The organism is Acidovorax sp. GW823-FHT05D11, assembly GCF_058795695.1.
This window is the reverse complement of the sequence record NZ_CM179502.1, coordinates 3,258,066-3,274,878: the sequence shown is the minus strand read 5'-3', so window position 1 is coordinate 3,274,878 and position 16,813 is coordinate 3,258,066. Positions and strand designations below refer to the sequence as shown.

Genomic DNA, 16,813 nt, shown 5'->3' with positions numbered 1-16,813 from the left:
CGGTGGTGGATGGCTGGACTTTAGGCCACCATGCGCACAGGAAATGCCCTGAAAGTGAATCCATCGTTAACCCTGGGTTAACATGGATGCATGAGCTCCAGCACCATCCAGCCCGCCGAACTGGGCTTTTTCTCCACCCTGGCCGCCAGCCCCAGCCTGAGCGCGGCGGGGCGCGAAATGGGCGTGTCCACCGCCGCCGTGAGCAAGCACCTGGCGCAGATGGAGCGGCGCCTGGGCGTGGTGCTGGTGAACCGCTCCACGCGGCGCATGAGCCTCACGCCCGAGGGCGAACTGCTGCTGGAGCACGCGCGCCGCATCCTGCGCGAGATCGATGCGCTCGATGAACTCATCGTGCAGTCCCGGGCCAGCCCCAAGGGCCTGCTGCGCGTGAACGCCACGCTGGGCTTCGGGCGCATGCACATCGCGCCGGCCATCTCCGACTTCGTGCGGCTGTACCCCGAGGTGGACGTGCAGCTGCAGCTGTCGGTGCACCCGCCGCCGATCACCGACGACGCCTACGACGTGTGCGTGCGTTTTGGCGAGCCGCCCGACGGCCGCGTGATCGCGCGGCGCATCGCGCCCAACCGGCGCGTGTTGTGCGCGGCCCCGGCGTACCTGGACCGCCACGGCAGGCCGCGCGTGCCGCGCGACCTGATGGAGCACCGGTGCATCGGCATCCGCCAGGGTGACGAGGCCTACGGCTTGTGGCGCCTGACCACCGGGCGCGGGAGCAAGGCGCACACCGAGTCGATCAAGATCACGGGCAACCTGACCACCAATGACGGCGAGATCGCCGTGCTGTGGGCGCTGCAGGGCCACGGCATCGTGATGCGGGCGGAGTGGGACGTGAACCGGCACCTGGCGCAGGGCCTGCTGGAGCCCGTGCTGCCGCAGTACCAGACGCCCGCGGCCGACGTCTATGCGGTCTATCCGCAGCGCCACCAGTTTTCCACGCGGGTGCAGACCTTCGTCACCTTCCTGGCGCAGGCGCTGGCGCGGTCGGGCGCGCTGGCGGGCGTGGCACCGGATGCGGGGCCGCAGGCGGGCAGGCGCACCGCGAAGGTTTCTTGATCTGGCGCGGGGCGCGGGGCGGGCCATGCGGTTAGGCTGTGGTCCATCGCGGCCCACGCCCACCGTGGCCGCGCCGCCCCCCATCCAGCACATGACCACACCGTCCCGCCCACACCTTCATCCCGCCGCCTTGCTGGGCGGCGCACTGGCCTTCGCCACGGCCTGTGCCGCCCCCTGGCCCGCGCGGGCGGCCGAGCCCTTGGCCGCCACCGAATGGGCGCTGTCGAAGGATGGCGCGGTGGTCCTGGACCTGCGCGCCCGGCTGGCCTGGCCGCGCTGCGCCGAGGGCATGCAATGGAGCCGCCAGGCCGGTACCTGCACCGGCAAGCCACGGTTGCTGGACCGCGCCGAAGCCGCGGCGCTGGCCAGCGACCGCTGGAAGGCAGAGGGCGTGGCCTGGCGCCTGCCGCGTGCGCCGGAGCTGCAGCGGCTCATCGACCGCACGGCCAGTCCCCCGGGCCTGAACGCCGCGCTGTTTCCGGCGGCCCCCGCGCAGTGGCACTGGTCCGCCACGGCCAATGTGGCCGCGCAACGGGGCAACCCGTACAACTACAACACTGTCATGCAGGGGCGTTCCGGCGACGCGGCGGCCCAGATGGGGGCGATCAATGGCTGGGCGGTGAACCTGTCCACCGGCGAGGCGCGCGGCGATGTGGCCCGCGCCAGCAAGCTGCCGGTGCGGCTGGTGCGCCCGCTCGGCGAGGCCGAAGCGCCGCAGTAGCTGCCCTGGCCGCCCTGGCCGCTCGCACGGCCTTCAGGACGAGAGCCGCACCATCAGCAGCCCCGCGCACACCAGTGCGGCCGAAGCCATGCGCGCCGCGCCCAGGGGCTCCTTGAGCATCCAGGTGGAAATCAGCGCCACCAGCAGCACGCTGGTCTCGCGCAGGGCCGACACGGCGCCCATGGGCGCGCGCGCCAGGGCCCAGACGGCGATCCAGTAGGCGCCCATCTGCATCGTGCCGGCCGCGGCGCAGCGCCAGAGCATGGGCGGGTCGACCCGGAAGGCGCGGGGCCCTTTCCACCACAGAACGATGAGCGCCGTGGCGATGCCGTCGCCCAGCGTGAGCACCACCGCGAAGCCGATGGCCGACCCCGCCTGACGTGCCCCCAGCGCATCCACCACCGTGTAGGCGGCGATCAGCACCCCGGTCAGCAGCGCATACCCCACGGCCCGGCGCTGCGTGCCGCCACCCCGCACGAGCGCCAGCGACAGCACGCCCGCGCACAGGCAGGCAACGCCCCACAGCGCCCCGGCCCCTGGCCATTCCCCCGCGAACATGGCCGCCCCCGCCACCACCAGCAGCGGCGCCGAGCCCCGGGCGATGGGGTAGACCTGCCCCATGTCGCCGTGGTTGTAGGCAATGGGCAAGGCGAAGTGGTAGGCCGTGTGCACCGCAACGGACAGCGCGAGCAGCGGCCAGCTGGCCGCGGCCGGCAGGTTGACCCATGGCAGCGCCAGCAGGGACAGACCGCTGCCCATGAGCGTGGTGATCGCCATGGCGGTGATGCGGTTGCCGCCCAGCTTGATGGCGCTGTTCCAGCCCGCGTTGAGCGCGGCCGACAGCAGCACGATGAGGAAGACGTCGTTGGTGAGCATGGCGATGGGGTTCCGGGGGCTGAGTGAGTGCGCGCAGGGGCCAGTTTTTTGATGGGCGAATGATGTTTTTCAGCCAGACATCTGTAAAGTTGAATTCAATGACTATTGAATTCAGGATTCCTGATGCGAAACCTCAACCTGGACCAGGTCCAGACCCTTGTTGCCATCGCCGACCTGGGCACGCTGGCCGCCGCGGCCCAGGCCCTGCACCTGGCGCCACCGACGGTCAGCCTGCACATCAGTGAACTGGAGTCGCGGCTCGGCGCCGCGCTGGTGGTGCGCGGCCGGCGCCAGGCCAGCCTGACGCCGGCTGGCGAGGCGCTCGTGGCGGGGGGGCGCCGCCTGCTGGCCGGGGCCGACGAGGTGGTGGAGCAGGTGCGCCGGCGCGCGCAGGGGCTGGAAGGCCTGGTGCGCCTTGCCACCACGGCGGGCGTGAGCGCGGGCTTGCTGCCCCGCCTGCTGGAGCGGCTGGCCCGTCAAAGCCCGGGCGTGGATGTGAAGCTGGATGTGCTCAGCTCCGCCGAGGCCATGGCCCGGCTCGGCGCGGGCACGCTGGATCTGGCCATCGTCGCGATGCCGCAGGCCGCCGGCGGCGACGTGCAGGTGCGCCCCTGGCGCACGGACCCCATGGTGGCGCTGATTCCGCCCGCGTGGGATGCGCCGGCGCAGGCCACGCCACAGTGGCTGGCCGGCCAGCGCTGGATGTCCTTCGGACCGGCCACGCAGATGTACCGGCTCATCGCCGGCTGGTTCGCGCAGGCCGGCCTGAACCCCCGCCCCCGCATGGAGCTGAACCACCCGCTGGCACTGCGCAGCCTGGTGGGCGCCGGCCATAGCGTGGCGGTGCTGCCGCTGGAGCAGCCCGGGGTGGCGGGCGGCGATGTGGAGCAGGACAACGCGGGCCTGCAGGTGCGCCCGCTGAGCCCGCCGCTGTGGCGGGAGCTGGGGCTGGCGCGGCGGGCGTCGCAGGTGCACGACACGGCCATCCTGGCGGTGTGGGCGGCACTGGAGTCCCTGGCCGTGCCGTGACGGGCACTGGCTGCGCGCTACCGCGCCTTGCCGCCTCCCTCATTCCCGGCCCCTGGTCCGTCCAGGCAGGGGCCGGGTAGGGCAATGGGCCCCCGAAAGGGGCTTACAGCAGCCGGACCTCGAAGTACGCGCCGTCTCCTTCCCCCAGGTCGCGAAACCCCGCCTGCCGCGCGACGACGCTGGCTTTGCCCCATTGCTTGATCAAGGCGAGGTCACCGGCCGACACGATCTCGGGCGGCGATTCTTCCAGGCTGGACATGGTGTCCAGGGCCGCGGCGACCTGCGCGGGGCCGCCGAGCTGTTTTTCGAGCTCCCTGGCATAGCGTGCCTCGGCGGCCATGCGCTCCCGGGGCGGCAGTTCTTCAGGGTAGTCGCGCAGGGCGACCGCGTAAGTGGATTCAAGAACTTCCATGGCGCTTCTCCGTAAATGATTGACTGTATAAATATACAGTTTTATCGGGTGCGCTGCATGCGGGTTGGTCCGGGGCGGGTGCCGGGGGGCGCTGTCCCTGGAGGGACCGGGGAAAAGTCAGATCCGCTTGCAGAAGAACGTGGTGCCGCAGAACGCGCCGTCCGGCATCAGCGCATAGTCGGGCACCATGCCCACGCGCTGCCAGCCGGCGCGCTCGTACAGGCGCTCGGCGTCGCCGCCGGTCACGGTGTCGAGCACGAGCACGGTCTTGCCCTCGGCGCGCGCTGCGTCGTCCACGGCGGCCATGAGCTGCTGGGCGATGCCCCGGCGGCGGGCCTGGCGGTGCACCAGCATCTTGGCCACGTCGGCGCGGTGGGGCTGGTTGTCGGGCATGGCGGTGACGAGCTGCACGGTCCCCACGATGTGGCCTCCCGGGGCCTCGGCCACCAGCAGCACGCGTTCGTTGCGGGCCACGCCGTCGGCCACGCCGCTCCAGAACGCGAGGGCCTTGTCGCGCGGCAGCGGCCACATGAAGCTCACCGACGCCCCACCTTGCACGCAGTCGATCAGCACGTCGGCCAGCGCCGGCACGCTCGCGGCCGCCTCGCGGGCGCCCAGGCGCCGGATGGTGACGGCGGGCGAAGGGGCCCGTATGTCGGTGGTCATGGTTTTCTCCTCGGGGTGGGGGATGCGAAGCGGGCAGGCGGCAGGCCCAGCGTGGTGAGCGCCACCAGGTAGCGCGCGGGCCGCGTGCCCGGGTTGTGGAACACGATGGGCTGGTTGAGCTGCATGGCCAGGCAGTCCCCCGCGCCCAGCGCCCAGGTGGTGGTGCCCACGGTCAGGTCCATGCGGCCTTCCACCAGCCAGACCTGCTGGTGGATGTCGGCATCGTGCACGGCCGAGTCGAGGGCGACGCGCTGGCCGGGCGGAAACTCCACCTCCACCAGCTGCAGCGGCGAGGGCGCGGACGGCGACAGCCGGCGGCGCACATAGCCCGAGGCCGGGTCCTGCCAGCGGGGCTGGTCGGCGGCCCGGATCAGGGGCGAGGGCAGGGCCTCGCCCTCGCCATCGGTGCCGTCCTCGAAGAAGGAGGCGAGTGCCACGCTCAGCCCGACGGCCAGTTTGTCCAGCACGGCGGCCGTGGGGCTGCTCTGGCCGCGTTCGATCAGCGAGATGTTGGAGCGGCTCACGCCGCTGCGTTCGGCCAGCGTGTCCAGTGAGTAGCCCCGGGTGTCGCGCAGCTCGCGCAACCGGCGGGCGATGCGGTGGTTGATGTCCATGGCGGCAGTTTAATGGAAATTTATTCCATAAAACTGGAAATTGGTGGCGGCAAGCTCACGGACGGGAGCGTGTCGCAGGATGGGGATGCGGCAGATGGGAGACTTTTTGCTTCTGTTTTAATAGCTCAAAGCGTAAATCCAGAAAGCGCTGCAGCCATTTTTATCGAATTGATACACCCACGTGGCCTTGGCGGCCCGCGCCAGCCGCGCTGATACTGTGTGTACTTTGCATTTCGATCTGCCAGAACAACCGCCGGAGACATTCAGACCATGACGCTGCCTTTTCACACGCTCGACCCCGACCTGTTTGCCCGTGCCCAGCCACTGCTGGATGAAGAGTGGCTGGCGCGCGACGCCGACCTCGCGCCCGCGCTGCCCACGGTGCTCGCACGCAACGTGGGGCAGGACTGGCACAAGGCGGGCACCTTCCGCCACCATCTGGTGGGCGTGGCGCGCTCGCTCACCGTGTGGCGGCAGCCGCGCGATGTGCGCCTTCTGGGGCTGCTGCACAGCGTGTATGGCAATGCCTTCGTGGACCTGGTGAAGTTCGACCCCGCCCGGGAGCGTGCGCGCGTGCGCGAGATCGCGGGCGAATCGGCCGAGCACCTGGTCTACCTGTTCTGCACGCAGTCGCGCACGCAGTTCGTGCAGCGCGTGCTGGCCGGGCAGCTGGAGCCCGATGGCAGCCTGGCGCTGGAGAAGGACGGCGTGCGCCACGTGCTCACGCCCTACGAGGTGGCGGCGTTCATCATCGTGAGCATGGCCGACACCATCGAGCAGTGGTTCAGCTGGCAGGACGACATCTTTTCGCGCTTCCCCGCGGTGCAGCACCGTCCCCAGCCGGTGCACTGGGCCGCGTCGCTGTGGCCCGGGCCGATGCGGCCGAGCGGACGCATGGTCTCGCAGATCAACGGCCTGGGCCTGGCGCTGCAGCACCCGGGCCTCCAGGGCCTGCTGCCCACGCCGCCCGTGTTTGCCCATTGCACGCAGCCGCTGGCGGCGGCGGACGAGGCGGCGGCCGCCTCGCTGTACTGGTCGGTGATCCAGCAGGACCAGCCGCTGGTGGACCTGGATGTGGCCACCGGGGTGCTGGAAAGCGCGGTCCGTCACAACCCCTGGGTGGGCGAGCCACAGATGGTGCTGGCGCAGCTGTATCTGTCGGCGGGCCGCAGGCAGGACGCCAGGGCGGCGGCGGACAGCGCGCTGCAGCTGTTCAGCGCCTGGGGGAATTCGTGGGACAAGCGGGTGCAGTGGGACGCCTGGGTGGCCTGGACGCGCATTTTGCTTCAGGGCGCGACGGTGGAAGGCACCTGGCCCGAGCGACTGGACAAGCTCAACAACGTCGCGCTGCGAGGGTGACAAACGTTATTCATATTAATTGTAAGAACATAAAAACTTATTCGTTCCTGTTTTATCGGGGAAACCCTAGGATGCCTGCATCTCTTAACGAAAGGTGTCTTCCGTGAACAAGCGCTCGCTGCTGCAAACCACTCTCGCCCTGGCCCTCGCCGCCGGCTTTTCGACCGGCGCCCTGGCGCAGGACAAGCCCCTGAAGATCGGCGTGACGGGCGGCCCCCATGCGCAGATCTTCGAAGTGGTCAAGAAGGTCGCCGAGAAGGACGGCCTCAAGATCCAGGTCGTCGAGTTCAGCGACTACGTGCAGCCCAATGCCGCGCTGTCGGCCGGCGACCTCGATGCCAACAGCTACCAGCACAAGCCCTACCTGGATGCCCAGGTCAAGGACCGTGGCTACAAGCTGGTGCCCGTGGGCTATACCGTCAATTTCCCGATCGGCCTGTATTCCAAGAAGGTCAAGAAGCTCGAAGACCTGAAGGAAGGCGCCAAGTTCGGCATTCCCAACGACCCCACGAACGGCGGCCGCGTGCTGCTGGTGCTGCAGGACAAGGGCCTGATCAAGCTGCGTGACGGCGCCGACCTGAAGGCCACGCCGCTGGACGTGGTGAGCAATCCCAAGAAGCTCAAGTTCGTGGAACTCGATGCCGCCCAACTGCCCCGCTCGCTGGATGATCTGGACGCCTCGGCCATCAACACGAACTTCGCGCTCTCCGCCGGCCTGAACCCGGGCAAGGATGCGATTGCGCAAGAGAACGCCAAGAGCCCCTACGTCAACCTGATCGCCGTGCGCGAAGCCGACAAGGACAAGCCCTGGGTGGCCAAGCTCGTGAAGGCCTACCACTCGGAAGAAGTGCGCAAGTTCATCCAGACCGAGTTCAAGGGTTCGGTGCTGCCAGGCTTCTGATGCTTCCAGCTGCCGGTGCCTGAACGGGCCCCGGGACGGCTTGTCCGCGGGCGTGCCGCACCCTGCGCGGCGCCATGGTGCCGCCCGGCCACCTGCTGCCGGTGCTGATCATCGGATCGTTGCATGGCACATTTCGACAGTATCGTCGTCGGCCTCGGGGCCGTGGGCTCCGCCACGCTGTACCAGCTGGCGCGGCGCGGGGCCAGGGTGCTCGGGCTGGACCAGTTCCAGCCGCCGCACAGCCTGGGCTCCTCGCACGGCCAGACCCGCATCACCCGGCTGGCGGTGGGCGAGGGCGACGAATACGTGCCCCTGGTGCGCCGCTCGCACGAGATCTGGCGCGAACTGGAGGCCGCGACCGGCCAGCCCATCTACACCCGCACCCACGGCCTGGTGCTCGGGCCGCGCGATGGCGCGCCGCTGCACCAGGGACGCCGCCTGGACTTCGTGCACAACACCATCGAGATCGCGCGCCGCCATGGCATAGACCACGAGGTGCTGGACCATGCCGACCTGCGCCGGCGCTACCCGCAGTTCCAGCTCAACGACCACGAATTCGCCTACTGGGAGCGCGACGCCGGCTTCGTGCGGCCCGAGGCCGCCATCAGCGCCCAGTTGCAACAGGCCCAGGTGCATGGCGCCGCGGTGCAGACAGGGGTGCGCGTGACCGGCCTCGCGCGCGAAGGCGGGCACCTGCGGGTGGACACCACGCAGGGCCGCTACAGCGCCGGGCAGGTGGTGCTGGCCGCGGGCCCCTGGCTCCCGGGCCTGCTGGGCCAGGAGCTGCGCCATGCCTGGGCACCCCGGCTGGCGGTGTACCGCCAGGTGATGTTCTGGTTCGACGTGGGGGCCGCCAGGCCCTCGTTCGAGCCCGGGGTGTTTCCGGTCTTCATCTGGACCTTTCGCGACGGACCGGACGACTCGATCTATGGGTTCCCGATCGCGGATGAGGGCGCGCCGGCCTTCAAGGTGGCCACCGCGCAGTACCTGGAGACCACCACCCCGGACACCGTGGACCGCACCGTGGCCGATGCCGAGAAGCACAGCATGCTGCAGCGCCACGTGCTGCCGCGCTTTGATGCCCCGGCCGCCCGCTGCACTGACGCCCGCGCCTGCCTGTACACCGTGACTCCCGACCACGGCTTCGTCGTCGACCGGCTGCCCGGCTGGCCAGGCGTGCACGTGGCCTCCGCCTGCTCGGGCCATGGCTTCAAGCACTCGGCCGCCGTGGGGGAGGCCCTGGCGCAGCAGGTGCTGGACCTGCCGGAGCGCCTGGATCTGCGGCCCTTTGGCCATGCCCTGCACGGGTTGGCAGCCACAGGGTTTGCCTGAACAAACTCAAGGATGTTTTGGTTTTATAGAAACCAAATTTTATTCTTTTGGGTTTTATGAGAAGGGTTCTAGAGTGAACACATTGTTCACGGCAGCCCCGCCCATGAGGGCTGCGAAACCCTAGCCTCAAGGACCCCTGCCATGCTTTCATCCGCCATCCAGGACACCCAGGACGCTGTGCTCGCACACGAATTGGAATCTGCCCGCTCGGTCGCACTGGCGTCCGGCCTGCCCTATGCGGGCGGCGTTGCGCCCACCGTGGCGTGGAAACTCGTCCTGGCCGGCGATGCCGTGCTGGTGGACGTGCGCTCGGCCGAAGAGCTGAAGTTCGTCGGCCAGGTGCCGGACAGCCTGCACGTGCCCTGGGCCACGGGCACCGCCCTGCAGCGCAACCCGCGCTTCGTGCGCGAGCTGGAGGCCCGCCTGGCCAGCCACGGCGGCAAGGAGGCCACGGTGCTGCTGCTGTGCCGCAGCGGCAAGCGCTCGGCGCTGGCGGCCGAGGCGGCGGCCAAGGCCGGCTTCACCCGCGTCTTCAACGTGCTCGAAGGCTTCGAGGGCGAGATCGATGGCCGCAAGCAGCGCGGCGGCTCCGACGGCTGGCGCTTTCACGGCCTTCCCTGGATCCAGGACTAGCCCCGGGGCACGGCCCGCCTCCACGACTGAACCACAGCTTCCCTTTCCCCATGGCCGTCTTCAACATCGAACCCATCGTGCAGTCCCTGCACGCCGTGCGCCGCGACTGGCGCAGCCTGCAAAAGCGCTCCCAGGAGCCGGGCGGGCGCGAGTTCCCATCGCGCGACGCGCTGGCCGATATCGTCGACAAGCTCAAGGGCGTGCTGTTTCCCATGCGCCTGGGCCCACCCGACCTGCGCCAGGAGAGCGAGGACTTCTACGTCGGCCACACGCTGGACGCCGCCTTGCATGCGCTGCTGGCGCAGATCCGGCTGGAGTTGCGTTATGTGCTGCGCCACCAGCCGGTGGAAGAGCAGAACATCGAAAAGCGCGCCGTGCAGACGGCCCGCAGCTTCGCCACCTCGCTGCCCGAGATCCGCAGCCTGCTCGACAGCGACGTGCTGGCCGCCTACCACGGCGATCCGGCCGCGCGCAGCGTGGACGAGGTGCTGCTGTGCTACCCCGGCATCCTGGCCATGATCCACCACCGCCTGGCGCACACGCTGTACCAGCTGGAGCTGCCGCTGCTGGCGCGCATCGTGGCCGAGCAGGCCCATGCGCAGACCGGCATCGACATCCACCCCGGCGCGCAGATCGGCGCGGGCTTTTTCATCGACCACGGCACGGGCGTCGTGATCGGCGAGACCGCGGTGATCGGCGAGCGCGTGCGTGTCTACCAGGCCGTCACGCTGGGCGCCAAGCGCTTTCCCACGGACGAGGATGGGCATTTGCAGAAGGGACTGCCGCGCCACCCGGTGGTGGAAGACGATGTGGTCATCTACGCCGGGGCCACGGTGCTCGGCCGGGTGACGCTGGGGCGCGGCGCCACCATCGGCGGCAATGTCTGGATCACGCACGACGTGCCCGCGGGCGGCAACGTGACCCAGGCCCTGTCGCGCCACAACGGGCACCACGACGGCGACGAACCCAGGGTGGGCGTGGCATGAGTGAGGTGCTGGTACGCAGTTTCGGGACCGCCGTGCGGCGCCTGCGCGAAGCGCGCGGCTGGTCGCAGGAGCAACTGGCCGGGCATGCCGACCTGAACCGCTCCTACGTGGGCGAGATCGAGCGCGGCCGCGCCATTGCCTCGCTGGTCACCATTGACAAGCTCTCGCAGGCCCTGGGCGTGAGCAGTGCCACGCTGCTCGGACATTGCGACGAATTGAACAGCGCCCATGTGCTGAAAGGCTCGCGATTGGCGGCTATAGCATGTTGAAGCGATAGCGGGGGAATCCGACACTGGCTGGGAATCGAAACCTGTTCGTTTACCAACCTTTCTGATACGGAGCCTCACATGACGGCAACAGTGGGCGGCACGACCGCCCTGGGCGACAACGCAGCACGGCAACTTGCCAACGCGACCAAGACCACCGCACAACTCTCGACCATCTCGCCGCGCTGGCTCACGCACCTGCTGCAGTGGGTGCCGGTCGAAGCGGGCATCTACCGCCTCAATCAGGTCAAGAACCCCGAGCTGATCAAGGTCACCTGCACGGCCCGCGAGGAAGAGAACCAGTTGCCGCGCACCTTCGTGGACTACGAAGAGAACCCGCGCGAGTTCTTCCTGAATGCCGTGAGCACCGTGCTCGACGTGCACACCCGCATCTCCGACCTGTACAGCAGCCCGCACGACCAGATCAAGGAACAGCTGCGCCTGACGATCGAGACGATCAAGGAAAACCAGGAGAGCGAGCTCATCAACAACCCCGACTACGGCCTGCTGGCCCAGGTGACGGAAGAGCAGCGCGTGTTTCCGCTCACCGGCGCGCCCACGCCGGACGACCTGGACGAGCTGCTCACCAAGGTCTGGAAGGAGCCCGCCTTCTTCCTGGCCCACCCGCTGGCGATTGCAGCCTTCGGCCGCGAAGCCACGCGCCGTGGCACGCCGCCGCCCACGGTGAGCCTGTTCGGCTCGCAGTTCATCACCTGGCGCGGCATTCCGCTGATCCCTTCGGACAAGGTGCCCGTGGCCGACGGCAAAAGCAAGATCCTGCTGCTGCGCGTGGGCGACAAGCGCCAGGGCGTGGTCGGCCTGTTCCAGCCCGGCCTGCCGGGCGAGCAGAGCCCCGGCCTGTCGGTGCGCTTCATGGGCATCAACAACCATGCCATCGCGTCCTACCTGATCTCGCTGTACTGCTCGCTGGCCGTGCTCACGCCCGATGCGCTGGCCGTGCTGGACGACGTGGAGATCAACAAGTACCACGACTACCCCGACACCTACAAGTAAAGCGGCCGCGTGGTGACCACTCCATCCTCCCTTCCTGCCAGCGTGCCCGCCACGCTGCAGCCGCCGATCGACCCGGCGCTGCTGGCCGGGCTGGCGACGGCCCTGTTCGCGGCCCGGCCTGGCGAAGAGCCGCGCTTTGCCGGGCCGGCCGCAGGCCGGCCCTCCACGCCACCGGGCTCGCTGCCTGGTGCGGGGCAGGGCACGCCCTGGCCGCCTGGCGTGCAGGCGCCCGTCAACATCGCACCGGCCGGCTCGCCGCTGGTCAGCCCGGCGGGCTTTGGCCCCGGCGTGCCCGGCACCCCCATCCCGCAAGGGCTGGTGCCGGGTGCCAACCTGGTGCCGGCCTCGCCCACGCCGCTGGCCTCGCTGGCGCACCGTGCGCCGGCCCTGCTGCCGCATGCGGTGGCTGGCAACGGCGTACCCGACTCGGTGATCAGCACCTTGCCGGCCTACGAGCCGCGCTTTGGCAGCGGCGTGCTGGGGGTGCCCGAGGCGGCGCAGCCTTCCGCACCACCCGTCCCATCGACAGCATCGCCGTACTACTTTCTCGGTGAGCGCCATGGCCACCCGCTGGCGGCCGACCGCGCACCGCAGGTGGCACCGCCCGACGGGCATGGCGCCGTTCCCGGCGGGCTCGATGCCCTGGCGCGCCTGCCTTTTGCCGCACCCGAAGTGCCGCGCGTGGGCTCGCCCACGGCCGGCACCGGCGTGCCCAGCACGGTGCCATCGACCGAGCCGCGTTTCTACTTCGCCGACGCCGTGGTGCTGCCCGGCGGCTACACCACGCCCGGCCGTGCCCCGGCTGCCGGCAGCGTCCCGCAGGCCGACCGCAGCGCCCACCCCGCGTTCGACGTGCATGCGGTGCGCCGCGACTTCCCGGTGCTGCAGGAGCGCGTGAATGGCCGCCAGCTCGTCTGGTTCGACAATGCGGCCACCACGCACAAGCCGCAGTCGGTCATCGACCGCATCAGCCACTTCTACGCGCACGAGAACTCCAACATCCACCGCGCAGCACACGAGCTGGCAGCACGCGCCACGGACGCCTATGAGGGCGCACGCCAGCGCGTGCAGCGCTTCATCAACGCGCCCGATGTGAACGAGGTGATCTTCGTGCGCGGCACCACCGAGGCCATCAACCTGGTGGCCAAGAGCTGGGGCGCGCAGCATGTGGGCGAGGGCGACGAGATCATCGTCAGCAACCTCGAGCACCATGCCAACATCGTGCCCTGGCAACAACTGGCCGCCGCCAAGGGCGCGCGCCTGCGCGTGATCCCGGTGGACGACTCGGGCCAGGTGCTGCTCGATGAGTACCAGAAGCTCTTGAACGACCGCACCAAGATAGTGGCAGTCACCCAGGTCTCCAACGCCCTGGGCACCGTGGTGCCGGTCAAGGAGATCGTGGCCCTGGCCAAGCGGGCGGGTGCCACGACCCTGGTCGACGGCGCGCAGTCGGTCTCGCACATGCGGGTGGACGTGCAGGACCTCGGGGCCGACTTCTTCGTGTTCTCGGGCCACAAGGTCTTCGGGCCCACCGGCATCGGCGTGGTCTGGGGCAAGCGCGCCGTGCTCGAAGACATGCCGCCCTGGCAGGGCGGCGGCAACATGATTGCCGATGTGACCTTCGAGAAGACCGTGTTCCAGCCCATCCCGAACAAGTTCGAGGCCGGCACCGGCAACATCGCCGACGCCGTGGGCCTGGGCGCCGCCATCGACTACGTGAACCGGGTGGGCATCGAGAACATCGCGCGCTACGAGCACGAACTGCTGGTCTACGGCATGCGCCACCTGGGTGCGATCCGCGGCGTGCGGCTCATCGGCACGGCCGACGACAAGGCCAGCGTGATGTCCTTCGTGCTCGCGGGCTACACCACGGAAGAGGTGGGCAAGGCGCTCAACGAGGAGGGCATCGCCGTGCGCACAGGCCACCACTGTGCCCAGCCCATCCTGCGCCGCTTCGGCGTGGAGACCACGGTGCGGCCTTCGCTGGCGTTCTACAACACCTTCGACGAGATCGACCGCCTGGTGGCCGTGGTGCAGCGCCTGGCCGGGCAGCGGCGCGCGGGCTAGCGGCCGACCGGGCGGGCCTTCATGGCGGCGCAATACGCTATACAAAATGCAGCAATTGCGCCGGGCCCGCCGCCCTGCGTTTTCACGGGGCTGTGGCTATCATGGCAAGCGCTGTGTACAGCATGGCCCGGTACGTTCCGGTCGATGCCATGCGGTGCTTTTTTTCTCCGTTGTCGTCCATTCACAAGGAGTTTTCATGAGCAATGTCCAGATCGCCGTCATCGTCGGCAGCCTCCGCAAGGATTCCTTCAATCGCCAGCTGGCCACCGCCATCGCGCGGCTGGCACCGGCGGATTTCCAGTTCACGCAGTTGCGCATTGACGACCTGCCTTTGTACAACCAGGACGACGATGGCCAGCAGGCCGCGCCAGTGTTGCGCCTCAAGCGCGAGATCCAGGCCGCGCAGGGCGTGCTTTTCGTGACGGCGGAGTACAACCGGTCCATCCCCGGCGTGCTCAAGAACGCCATCGACCATGCGTCGCGGCCCTATGGCCAAAGTGCATGGGCGGGCAAGCCCGCGGGCGTGATCGGCGCGTCGGTGGGGGCCATCGGCACGGCCCTGTCGCAGCAGCACCTGCGCAACGTGCTGGCCTACCTTGACATGCCCACCCTGGGCCAGCCCGAAGCATTCATCCATGCCAAGGACGGTCTTTTCGATGCCGATGGCAACGTGGGCGAAGGCAGCAGGAAGTTTCTGCAAGGCTGGGTGGACAAATACGTGGCCTGGGTGAAGGCGCACGCGGCCTGAACGGCCGCGCCATCTGCACCTTTGGCGTCAGCGCGCGCAGGGGCGCAGATGCCGCTCGAAGAAGCTCAGAGGGTCTGCGATCACGGCTGCCCTGATGCGGGGGGCCGCCGGCGGCAGCAGTTGCGGTGCAGCCGGCTGGCGGCGGTCCAGCCCGGCTGCGGATGCCGCTCAGGCTGCCTGTGCCACCCGGGCCTGGTTGGCCGCGACGGTGGTGTGGGCCTGCAGGTCACGGTCGGCATTGGCCAGGGCCGCTGCCTTGGCGTCCGGGCCCATGCCCACGCCTTCGGCGCGCACGAAGCGCACGTCGGTGATGCCGAAGAAACCGAACACGACCTTCAGGTAGCTTTCCTGGTGCTCCAGGGCCTGGCCGCCTTCGCTGGTGGAATACACGCCGCCGCGGCTGGACGCCACGATCACCGTCTTGCCCCCGGCCAGGCCCACGGGGCCCTTGTCGGTGTACTTGAAGGTGCGGCCCGTCTGCGCGATGCGGTCGATCCAGGCCTTGAGCTGGCTGGGTATCGAGAAGTTGTACAGCGGAGCGCCGACCACGATCACGTCGGCGGCCAGGAACTGGCTCACCAGCGCTTCGGACACGGCGTTTTCCTGGCGCTGGAGTTCCGTCGCCGCGGCCTGGCCGGTGCGAAAGCCCAGGGAGTCGGATGACAGGTGCGAAGGCGCCTGGGCGGCGAGGTCGAGGTACTGCACGCTGGTGCCGGGGTGGCTGGCCTGCCATGCGCCCACGATGCGGGCGGTGAGTTCGCGGGAGACGGATTGTTCGCCGGTGATGGCGGAATCGATGTGAAGCAGTTGCATGAGAGAACTCCTTGGGGGTGTGTCAGCGGTGGGACCACGGCGTGTGGCCATGGGATGAATTGTGGGGACGCATTAAAATGTTGATAAGGTAGTGAACTTGCGATAGATTGTTCTATCCATAGAACGATCAGGGCGTCTGATGCGCCTTGCCTTACCGTGGGACCTCCATGCCGGTGATCGCTGGGCGCGGGCACAGGCCTTGTGGTCCCGGCTTTCGCGGGCACGTCAACGTGCACAACACGCTCTCACCATGCAAGACCTCAACGACATGCTGTATTTCGCCGAAGTGGTGGAGCGGGGCGGCTTCGCCGCCGCCGGGCGGGCGCTGGGGATCCCCAAGTCGCGCCTCTCTCGGCGCGTGTCGGATCTGGAAACGCAGCTGGGCGTGCGGCTGTTGCAGCGCACCACGCGCAAGCTCTCGCTCACCGAGGTGGGAGAGGCCTATCTGCGCCATTGCCAGGCCATGCGGGAATCCGCCCAGGCGGCTGCCGACACCGTGGCCCAGGTGCAGACGGCACCGCGGGGCACCATCCGCGTGAGCTGTCCGGTGACGCTGGCGCAGACCGTGCTGGCCGAGCTGATGCCGCAGTTTCTTTCCACCTACCCCGAGGTGCGGGTGGAGATGCTGGTGAGCAACCGCGCCGTGAACCTGGTGGAGGAAGGCATCGACGTGGCGCTGCGCGTGCGGCCCTCGGTGGAGGACAGCGGCAGCATGGTCGTCAAGCGCCTTGACCATGCAACCCAGATCCTGGTGGCCAGCCCGGACCTGCTGATCCGCCAGGGCACCCCCGAGACGCTGGAGGACCTGGGGCGGCTCGACAGCATCGCCATGTCGGCGCCCGATGGCCGGTCCACCTGGAACCTCATCGGGCCCGGCGGTGTGCACCAGGTGGTGCACCACGCCCCCCGCTACGTGGCCGATGACCTGCTGACCCTCAAGATCGCGGCGATGGCGGGCACCGGCATCTGCTGGATGCCGGACTACATGTGCTCCGAGGAAATACGGGCGCGCCGGCTGGTGCGGGTGCTGCCGGACTGGGCTCCCCTGCCCGCCATCGTGCATGCGGTGTTTCCATCGCGCCGGGGCCTGTCCCCGGCGGTGCGGCGTTTTCTGGACTACCTGGGCGAGGCCATGCCCGGACGCAGCAGCCTGAGCACCCGCCAGGCCCTGATGGGGGTGGACGGGGCGGATATCTGAGCCGTGGCTGCGGCGCGGCGCGCCCGGCGTGCGGCATCGCCGGCCGTGGAAAAGACGGTGCCCCACCCGTGCCGCGCCTGCGCCCCGCCTTTTGGCGCCACAATGCA

19 protein-coding genes are annotated in these 16,813 nt (G+C 69.1%); 14 read left to right on the top strand and 5 right to left on the bottom strand.

What is annotated here, in order from left to right:
• Positions 1 to 90 precede the first annotated feature (90 nt).
• Both AC3RCE_RS15230 and AC3RCE_RS15225 read left to right on the top strand, forming a co-directional pair.
• On the top strand, positions 91 to 1,071 hold the full coding sequence (locus AC3RCE_RS15230) for a LysR family transcriptional regulator (RefSeq protein ID WP_218294679.1): 981 nt from the start codon (positions 91 to 93) through the stop codon (positions 1,069 to 1,071).
• Positions 1,072 to 1,162: 91 nt separating this feature from the next.
• Positions 1,163 to 1,792, top strand: a complete 630-nt coding sequence (locus AC3RCE_RS15225) for an Lcl C-terminal domain-containing protein (protein WP_492253379.1) — start codon at positions 1,163 to 1,165, stop codon at positions 1,790 to 1,792.
• Positions 1,793 to 1,825: 33 nt separating this feature from the next.
• Here the strand turns inward: AC3RCE_RS15225 and AC3RCE_RS15220 are convergent, their stop codons facing one another.
• Positions 1,826 to 2,668 carry an EamA family transporter gene (locus tag AC3RCE_RS15220; RefSeq protein ID WP_492253378.1) on the bottom strand — a complete coding sequence of 281 codons (843 nt, stop codon included), beginning with the start codon at positions 2,666 to 2,668 and terminating at the stop codon, positions 1,826 to 1,828.
• A gap of 123 nt (positions 2,669 to 2,791) precedes the next feature.
• Between AC3RCE_RS15220 and AC3RCE_RS15215 the strand changes: the two genes are divergently transcribed.
• Positions 2,792 to 3,697 carry a LysR family transcriptional regulator gene (locus tag AC3RCE_RS15215; protein WP_492253377.1) on the top strand — a complete coding sequence of 302 codons (906 nt, stop codon included), beginning with the start codon at positions 2,792 to 2,794 and terminating at the stop codon, positions 3,695 to 3,697.
• 103 nt (positions 3,698 to 3,800) lie between these two features.
• Here AC3RCE_RS15215 and AC3RCE_RS15210 read toward each other — a convergent pair whose 3' ends face one another.
• The 3 genes from AC3RCE_RS15210 to AC3RCE_RS15200 form a co-directional block, all read right to left on the bottom strand.
• Positions 3,801 to 4,109 (bottom strand): hypothetical protein, encoded by a 309-nt coding sequence (locus tag AC3RCE_RS15210; RefSeq protein ID WP_492253376.1) that lies wholly within the window; start codon positions 4,107 to 4,109, stop codon positions 3,801 to 3,803.
• 117 nt (positions 4,110 to 4,226) lie between these two features.
• On the bottom strand, positions 4,227 to 4,775 hold the full coding sequence (locus AC3RCE_RS15205; RefSeq protein WP_492253375.1) for a GNAT family N-acetyltransferase: 549 nt from the start codon (positions 4,773 to 4,775) through the stop codon (positions 4,227 to 4,229).
• Positions 4,772 to 5,389 carry a helix-turn-helix domain-containing protein gene (locus AC3RCE_RS15200; protein ID WP_492253374.1) on the bottom strand — a complete coding sequence of 206 codons (618 nt, stop codon included), beginning with the start codon at positions 5,387 to 5,389 and terminating at the stop codon, positions 4,772 to 4,774. Before AC3RCE_RS15200 ends, AC3RCE_RS15205 begins: the two co-directional genes overlap by 4 nt.
• 12 nt (positions 5,390 to 5,401) lie before the next feature.
• Between AC3RCE_RS15200 and AC3RCE_RS15195 the strand changes: the two genes are divergently transcribed.
• From AC3RCE_RS15195 to AC3RCE_RS15150, 10 genes are all read left to right on the top strand, one after another.
• A complete protein-coding gene (locus AC3RCE_RS15195; protein WP_492253373.1) occupies positions 5,402 to 5,602 on the top strand; it encodes a hypothetical protein in 201 nt (66 codons plus the stop codon).
• A 57-nt stretch (positions 5,603 to 5,659) separates the two neighbouring features.
• The gene (locus AC3RCE_RS15190) at positions 5,660 to 6,748 is read left to right on the top strand and encodes a DUF6817 domain-containing protein (RefSeq protein ID WP_218294686.1); all 1,089 of its coding nucleotides are present in this window, start codon (positions 5,660 to 5,662) and stop codon (positions 6,746 to 6,748) included.
• 103 nt (positions 6,749 to 6,851) lie between these two features.
• Positions 6,852 to 7,649 (top strand): MetQ/NlpA family ABC transporter substrate-binding protein, encoded by a 798-nt coding sequence (locus tag AC3RCE_RS15185; protein ID WP_218294687.1) that lies wholly within the window; start codon positions 6,852 to 6,854, stop codon positions 7,647 to 7,649.
• A 123-nt stretch (positions 7,650 to 7,772) separates the two neighbouring features.
• Positions 7,773 to 8,981, top strand: coding sequence for an N-methyl-L-tryptophan oxidase (gene solA, locus AC3RCE_RS15180; RefSeq protein WP_492253372.1), 1,209 nt, complete (start codon positions 7,773 to 7,775; stop codon positions 8,979 to 8,981).
• 141 nt (positions 8,982 to 9,122) lie between these two features.
• Positions 9,123 to 9,614, top strand: coding sequence for a rhodanese-like domain-containing protein (locus AC3RCE_RS15175; protein WP_492253371.1), 492 nt, complete (start codon positions 9,123 to 9,125; stop codon positions 9,612 to 9,614).
• A 50-nt stretch (positions 9,615 to 9,664) separates the two neighbouring features.
• Positions 9,665 to 10,600, top strand: coding sequence for a serine O-acetyltransferase EpsC (epsC, locus tag AC3RCE_RS15170; protein WP_492253370.1), 936 nt, complete (start codon positions 9,665 to 9,667; stop codon positions 10,598 to 10,600).
• Complete coding sequence (locus AC3RCE_RS15165; RefSeq protein WP_218341053.1) at positions 10,597 to 10,869, top strand: helix-turn-helix domain-containing protein; 273 nt, start codon at positions 10,597 to 10,599, stop codon at positions 10,867 to 10,869. Before epsC ends, AC3RCE_RS15165 begins: the two co-directional genes overlap by 4 nt.
• 78 nt (positions 10,870 to 10,947) lie before the next feature.
• A complete protein-coding gene (locus tag AC3RCE_RS15160; RefSeq protein ID WP_218341054.1) occupies positions 10,948 to 11,880 on the top strand; it encodes a family 2A encapsulin nanocompartment shell protein in 933 nt (310 codons plus the stop codon).
• 9 nt (positions 11,881 to 11,889) lie between these two features.
• Positions 11,890 to 13,947 carry a family 2A encapsulin nanocompartment cargo protein cysteine desulfurase gene (locus tag AC3RCE_RS15155; protein ID WP_492253369.1) on the top strand — a complete coding sequence of 686 codons (2,058 nt, stop codon included), beginning with the start codon at positions 11,890 to 11,892 and terminating at the stop codon, positions 13,945 to 13,947.
• A gap of 196 nt (positions 13,948 to 14,143) precedes the next feature.
• Positions 14,144 to 14,695 carry an NADPH-dependent FMN reductase gene (locus AC3RCE_RS15150; RefSeq protein WP_218294693.1) on the top strand — a complete coding sequence of 184 codons (552 nt, stop codon included), beginning with the start codon at positions 14,144 to 14,146 and terminating at the stop codon, positions 14,693 to 14,695.
• 168 nt (positions 14,696 to 14,863) lie between these two features.
• Here AC3RCE_RS15150 and AC3RCE_RS15145 read toward each other — a convergent pair whose 3' ends face one another.
• Complete coding sequence (locus AC3RCE_RS15145) at positions 14,864 to 15,508, bottom strand: FMN-dependent NADH-azoreductase (RefSeq protein WP_218294694.1); 645 nt, start codon at positions 15,506 to 15,508, stop codon at positions 14,864 to 14,866.
• Positions 15,509 to 15,758: 250 nt separating this feature from the next.
• Between AC3RCE_RS15145 and AC3RCE_RS15140 the strand changes: the two genes are divergently transcribed.
• Entirely contained in the window at positions 15,759 to 16,706 is a 948-nt protein-coding gene (locus AC3RCE_RS15140; RefSeq protein WP_218294695.1) for a LysR family transcriptional regulator, read from the top strand.
• Positions 16,707 to 16,813 lie beyond the last annotated feature (107 nt).